Origin of the sequence: Novipirellula sp., from assembly GCF_041583735.1 — a bacterium.
GTDB lineage: Bacteria > Planctomycetota > Planctomycetia > Pirellulales > Pirellulaceae > Novipirellula.
In genome coordinates this window covers 1-6,353 of sequence record NZ_JBFHFD010000500.1, presented here as the reverse complement: position 1 = coordinate 6,353, position 6,353 = coordinate 1, and the positions used below count along the sequence as shown (strand labels likewise).

4 protein-coding genes are annotated in these 6,353 nt (G+C 55.0%); 1 reads left to right on the top strand and 3 read right to left on the bottom strand.

Annotation, left to right across the window (positions count from 1 at the left end):
• Positions 1 to 151: 151 nt before the first annotated feature.
• From ABX962_RS26785 to ABX962_RS26775, 3 genes are all read right to left on the bottom strand, one after another.
• The gene (locus ABX962_RS26785) at positions 152 to 2,518 is read right to left on the bottom strand and encodes an ABC transporter permease (protein ID WP_372723980.1); all 2,367 of its coding nucleotides are present in this window, start codon (positions 2,516 to 2,518) and stop codon (positions 152 to 154) included.
• Positions 2,519 to 2,548: 30 nt separating this feature from the next.
• Positions 2,549 to 3,295, bottom strand: a complete 747-nt coding sequence (locus ABX962_RS26780; RefSeq protein ID WP_372723978.1) for an ABC transporter ATP-binding protein — start codon at positions 3,293 to 3,295, stop codon at positions 2,549 to 2,551.
• A 61-nt stretch (positions 3,296 to 3,356) separates the two neighbouring features.
• A complete protein-coding gene (locus ABX962_RS26775) occupies positions 3,357 to 3,893 on the bottom strand; it encodes a flavodoxin domain-containing protein (protein WP_372723976.1) in 537 nt (178 codons plus the stop codon).
• Between the two features lie 550 nt (positions 3,894 to 4,443).
• Here ABX962_RS26775 and ppsA point away from each other — a divergent pair.
• Positions 4,444 to 6,353: phosphoenolpyruvate synthase (gene ppsA, locus ABX962_RS26770; RefSeq protein WP_372723974.1), on the top strand; the 1,910-nt coding region annotated here is incomplete at its 3' end.

The window sequence follows — 6,353 nt, the reverse complement described above, 5'->3', positions numbered from 1 at the left end:
TCGCCGTCATCGTTGACCGTAACCTCCAACGGCCCCACGGTAACCTCGGCGAGGTCGACTTCGACCGGTTTCGGCATAAACCCGAAGATGATCAACGCGCCGAGCAGTGCGATCGGCAAGATCCAGGGCAGTTTTGTCAGGCAGCGTTTGATCACTCTTTCACTTTCAAAACAGCGATTAAGTCAAGGTCGTTCAGCATGCGTTGCACAAAGGATGCCGAAACGACCGCGGCCGCGATCAATGCCAGCGTTGAATACGCGAATGTGGCGTGGCTGATCACCAACGGGAAACGATGGGTTTCGGTATCGAGTGCCAAAACAGTCAAATAGGAGAACCCCAATCCGATCGGCAGACCCACCGGGATCGACATCAACGTGATGATCCCCAGTTCACCGAGCAGAATGAAAGACACTTCGCGACGCGAGAACCCCATTACGCGCAGTGTTGCGAGGTCACGGCTTCGTTCGGCCAAGGTGATCAGCGCACAGTTGTAAATCACACCGAAAGCGATGATGGAAGCGAATACGGCGTTGACAATTCGCATGACTAGAGTGCTTTCGGCAATCGTTTCTTGGAAGTTCTTGCTGGCCGCGTTTTTGTCCGTCACGCCGGCAATGAACGGTGTCGCCTTGACCGCGGCATAAAGATCATCCAGACGCTGTGGGTCGACGGCCAGGAATGCGCCCGAAAGCCGCTCGCTTTCGATCATCAACCGATGAAGTTCACGCCGGTTCAGATAAGCACCGGGATTGGTGTAATCCGGAAAGACCGCGGCGATCGGTGCGCGATGTCGATTTTGCTCGCCTTCCAAGACCTCTACCATCACTTCGTCTCCCGCAGAGACGTCCAAGATTTCCGCAAGTTTCTCGGAGATCGTTAGCCCGTTTCTTGGCGGCAGTGAGATGGGACGTTCGGAATCGTCAAGGACGCGAAACAGCTCGGGCTGGGTTTCAAGTCCCATCAGACTCAAGCGATGTTCGCGTGTCCCACGGCGCAATCGCACCGGCACCGAGCGAAACGGCTCGGCTTTCGTCACCCCAGGAAGATGCTCAACATCATGCAACACGTGCGCCGACAACGGTTCGTAAAACGTCAGCGTCACGTCCTGGCGTTGTGAGCGATAGAACTGCACATCGACAACGTAGTCGATCGTGTCTTCAAAAAACGACCCGAGCACCAACACCGACAAACCGAGTGCCATCCCCAAAACCGAGAAGACCGTCGTGCGCCGGTTCGTCTCGAGTCGCCGCACGATCATCCGCGTCGTCGGTGAGAGAAAACGTTTGAGCCAGAACCAGTGCGTGATGGATCGTCTGTTTTCGTTCGGTGCTTCCGGACGCATCGCAACCGCAGGAGGCAACCGCATCGCACGACGGATCGCGGCGAAGCTGCCCAACGATGCGGCGGACAAACCGATGAGCACGGCGAAAGCGGCGTCTCGGGTCGCAAATTCGTATTGAACCATCGGGAACCGAAAAAAGAACACATACTTGCTTGTCATCCATCGTGACAGCGGCACCCCGGCCAAACATCCCAACAATGCCCCGATCACGACTAACAACAACACAAGCTTGACGTACTGCAAGCCGATCTCCGAAGGTCGAAAACCAAATGCGCGGAGTGTGGCGATCTGCTCTGTTTGCTGATGTACCATTCGCGACAGCGCGATATTGAACAAGAATGTCGACACAGCCAAGAAGATCGAAGGCGTCACGTATGCCATGCTGTTCATCTGTTGCAATTCGTCGGCAACGCGGTGATGTGACTCCTGGTCGCTGCGGTCGTACGCACCGATGCCCCCAAACGGCTCCAGCATACGATCCACTTGAAAGATGACTTCTGCTGTTGACGCTCTAGGACGCAGTTGCAGAATGGCATTATTGAAGGCGCCCTCCATATTGAATGCGGCTTCCATCTGGCGACGAGGCATCCAGAGGATTCCGAACCGACGATTGTCGGTCAGTAGCAGCCCAGGCTGGACGGCGTAGACAAACTCGGGCGACATCCCAATGCCGACGATATGCAATTCTTCTTTGCGACCACCCATGATGACGTCGAGTTTGTCGCCAGGTCGAAAACCGTGCGCATCCGCAAACGGCTCGCTCGCGATCACTTCCGCACGTCCGGCTGGGTTGGGAAGTCGGCCGCGAACGAGGAAGACGCCGTTCAGACTCGTCGCGGGATCGTCAGGGATCGACACGAGTCGACAAGACGCGGGCTCGGACATCCTGGGGACATCCAGGATGACCTGCCGAACCACGCGAGGCTGCACCCTGGCAACGCCGGGGATCTCGGCCAAGCGATCCGCAATTGCGTTAGGGGCTCGTGTCAAATGGATAAAGACGTCGCCGAATCGGTATTCCGTGTAGTACTTTGCTTGGCTCTTTTTCAATGACTGCATGGTGCTGGTCGACATCACAAACGTCGCGATCCCGCAAGCCAACAAGACGCTGATCGCGATCCCTTGACGCCACATGCGTTTTGCGTCGGCGATCAGCAGTCGGTTCAGCGGCTTCATCGAAATTCACCTTTTACCGGTCAAGCTAAGCTACCAGACAAGCTCGATTGCGGACTTCTTGACGGCATTGACCCTAATTTCCGTGATCCGCCCATCCGAAAGATAGACCACGCGGTCGGCCATCGCACCGATGGACGCGTTGTGGGTAATCACGGCCGTCAACGTCCCAAGTTCTTTGTTGATCCGCGCAATCGCATTGAGCACTACAATTCCGGTCTTCACATCAAGTGCACCGGTGGGTTCATCACACAACAATACATCCGGCCGCTTTCCGATCGCACGCGCGATCGCGACTCGCTGTTGTTCTCCACCGGACAGTTGCGATGGATAATGGTCTTGCCTGTCCTGCAGATCGACCATTCGCAACGCTTCGGCGGGTTCCAGAGGATTGTCAGAGATGTCGGCAACGATCGCGACGTTTTCGATCGCCGTCAACCCAGCGATGAGATTGTAAAACTGAAACACAAACCCGACGTGTTCGCGACGGTAGCGAGTTAACTCGCCTTCGTCCGCCGCGGTCAAATCATGATCCCGATATCGCACGCTGCCGTCGGTCGGCACATCGAGCCCTCCGAGAATATTCAACAACGTCGACTTGCCGCTTCCCGATGGCCCCAAGATTACGACGAATTCGCCGGGATACAGATCCAAATCAACGCCGCGCAGCGCGTGAACATCGACTTCCCCCATCCGATAGACTTTGGTCAGACCGCTAGCGGAAAACACGCTTTCTTTGTCAGCGACAGCTCGCTCGTTTGTCGTGCTAATTGAAGACACGATGTTTCGTTGGGATGAGATGGATGAAACGTATCGGAACGCGAATTGAGCACGGTTAATATCACGATCGATGGCCCTGCGAAGAGATTGCCTCCGCACCGCTTTGGTATTGCTCTACGAGCTTCCGAATCGGTTCGATCGTCGACTTGTCCACAAAGTCGAATCCTTCGCGTTCCTGCCTGCTGGCTTCGGGGTCGGGATTGCGCCATGCACCGATTCGGAGAATCAGTCTTGTCCACCAACTGAGTTTCTTTGGCTCTAACCTTCCCCGCAGAGCAACATGATCCATTTGAGTTACCAATTGCTGGGGTAAGCAGCTCGCAATCCAGCTATCAAGTTTGGGACCCGCCGGGGCGCCCGACACTGTAAACAGCACGACTGGCTTGTTTTCGATGCTGCTCCAATTCGATTTCACCCATCTGTGGATCGTCAACTTGTAAACAATCACCGAACTGCCAAGTACGAGGAAGTCATACTTCGACGGGTCCGCGTTTCGATCTTTCACATTAAAGACTGGTAAGCCGGTCGCGTCGCTAATCCAGTTCGCATACTGCTCGGTGCTGCCGTACTGACCTGAGAAAAAGATTGCACCATTCATTTTGAATCCCCTGAGTCAACGGATAGGCGCGATCCAAAGAGAAGGCGGCATTTGTCGTGCCAGCAGGCATTGTCGATTTGGCGAAAAATCAAGAAGGTCACGTTGAAAACGTACCGAGGCTGTGCCACGATCGGATTGACTCCCCTGGCATTCCCACGGTGGATTGCGAAGCGAAACCGAGACACGCCCCCGGCACGTGCGTCATAGCACACAACTTTGGAATGTTGGCCCTATGCGGACGAAGGGTGCATGGTGACATTGATCGTGCGGCACGCTTCGCAAAAAAAAAGATGGCTTAGCCGAGGCCTTTGTACGAGCGGTTCCGTTCAAGCTCTCCCCACTCAACCGATTGTCGAATTCATCGGATTGGCCCGCTCAGTCGATTGGCCCGCTCAGTCGATTGGCCCGCTCAGTCGATTGGCACGATCAAGGGATTGGCCCAATCAGCCGATTGGCACGCTCGTTGCGATTCCCATTGCTCGGCGTCTGCTTCACGCTCGCGTCAAAAGGGACCTCGTCTATTTCTTTCTTTTGCTAGAGAGCTTTTCCAATGAGTATCGCTGTCGAAACAAATACCGATCTACTTCGTTGGTTCGATAAAATTGGAATGGATGATGTTCCGATTGTGGGGGGCAAGAATGCGTCGCTCGGTGAAATGTATCGTCAATTGACGCCGCGCGGAGTTCGCATCCCCAACGGTTTCGCGACGACCGCTTTCGCCTATCGCACGTTTCTCGAAGAAACGGGATTGGACGAAAAAATCGCGCAGGTTCTCAGCGGAATGAACGTGAACGATGTCGACAGTCTGCAGCATCACGGATTGATCATCCGGCACATGATTCTAGAGACGCCGTTGCCCGATGCGTTGTCTCATGCGATCGTCGAAGCTTACCACCAACTTGGTTCGGCGAGTCACGAGTTGGCTGATGTCGCGGTTCGCAGTAGTGCGACCGCCGAAGACCTTCCCGATGCGAGCTTCGCAGGCCAACAGGAAACCTACTTGAACGTGCGTGGCCAAGCTTCTTTGTTGGACGCTTGCCACCGCTGCTATGCCTCGTTGTTTACCGATCGAGCGATCTCGTACCGTGCCAACCATGGATACGACCACATGCAAGTCGCTCTTTCGATCGGCATTCAACAGATGGTCCGTTCGGACTTGGCAACCTCTGGCGTAATGTTCTCGATCGATACCGAAAGCGGGTTTCGTGACGCCGTCCTCATCAACGCCGCGTACGGCCTCGGTGAAAACGTCGTTCAAGGCAGCGTCAATCCCGATGAATACTACGTGTTCAAACCGACGCTAAAGGAAGGTTTCCGCCCGATCTTGAAAAAGGCAATCGGTACAAAGGCGATGAAACTTGTCTACGACATCGGCGGCAGCAAGATGACCAAGAACGTCCCGGTTTCTCCGGATCAAGCAAATTGTTTCGCTCTCAGCGATGACGAAACTCTGCAATTGGCACGCTGGGCCTGCGACATCGAAGATCACTTCAGCCAACGCCGCGGTGCAGCTTGCCCGATGGATATGGAATGGGCCAAAGATGGTCGAACCGGCGAACTGTTCATCGTGCAAGCCAGACCCGAGACCGTTCAGTCGCGAAAGTCGGCGACCACGCACGAACGATTCCATCTGAAACAAAAGTCAAAGCAACTGCTGACCGGCCGGAGCGTCGGCGAGAAGATTAGCTCGGGCCCCGTTCGCTTGATTCACGACGTCCATCAACTGCGTGATTTCGCTGACGGCGAAATTCTGGTGACCGACAAAACCGATCCTGACTGGGAACCGGTCATGAAGCGAGCCGCTGGAATCATCACGAACCGGGGTGGTCGCACGTGCCATGCTGCGATCGTCAGCCGTGAACTGGGCCTTCCCGCAATCGTCGGCACGATCAACGCCACCGAAGTTTTGCAGAACGGCCAACAAGTCACGATCAGCTGTGCCGAAGGAGACGAAGGGGTCGTGTACGAAGGCCAGTTGCCGTTTGAGGTCGAAACGATTGATTTCAGCACACTGCGACGCCCCAAGACGAAGATCATGATGAACGTCGGTTCGCCCGATGAAGCGTTTGCGTTGTCGTCAATTCCAAACGACGGCGTCGGACTCGCACGCGAAGAGTTTATCATCAGCACCTACGTCAAAGTGCATCCACAAGCCTTGTTGGACTACCACCAACTCGATAACGCCGCACGAGCCGAAGTCGACAAAGCGTCGATGGGCTACGAAGACAAACCGCAGTTCTACGTGGACCGTTTGGCTGAAGGCATCGCAATGATTGCGGCCGCGTTTTATCCCAAGGAAGTGATCGTTCGAATGAGTGACTTCAAGACAAACGAATATGCGAACTTGATTGGAGGCGCAGCCTACGAGCCGAAGGAAGAAAATCCGATGCTCGGATTTCGCGGTGCATCACGCTACTACTCACCATCGTTTCGTGAAGCCTTTGGGTTGGAATGCAAAGC

What these genes read in the sequence shown, in the direction of transcription:
- ABX962_RS26785 (WP_372723980.1), bottom strand. Translation starts at nt 2,518, where the DNA reads ATGAAGCCGCTGAACCGACTGCTGATCGCCGACGCAAAACGCATGTGG.
- ABX962_RS26775 (WP_372723976.1), bottom strand. Translation starts at nt 3,893, where the DNA reads ATGAATGGTGCAATCTTTTTCTCAGGTCAGTACGGCAGCACCGAGCAG.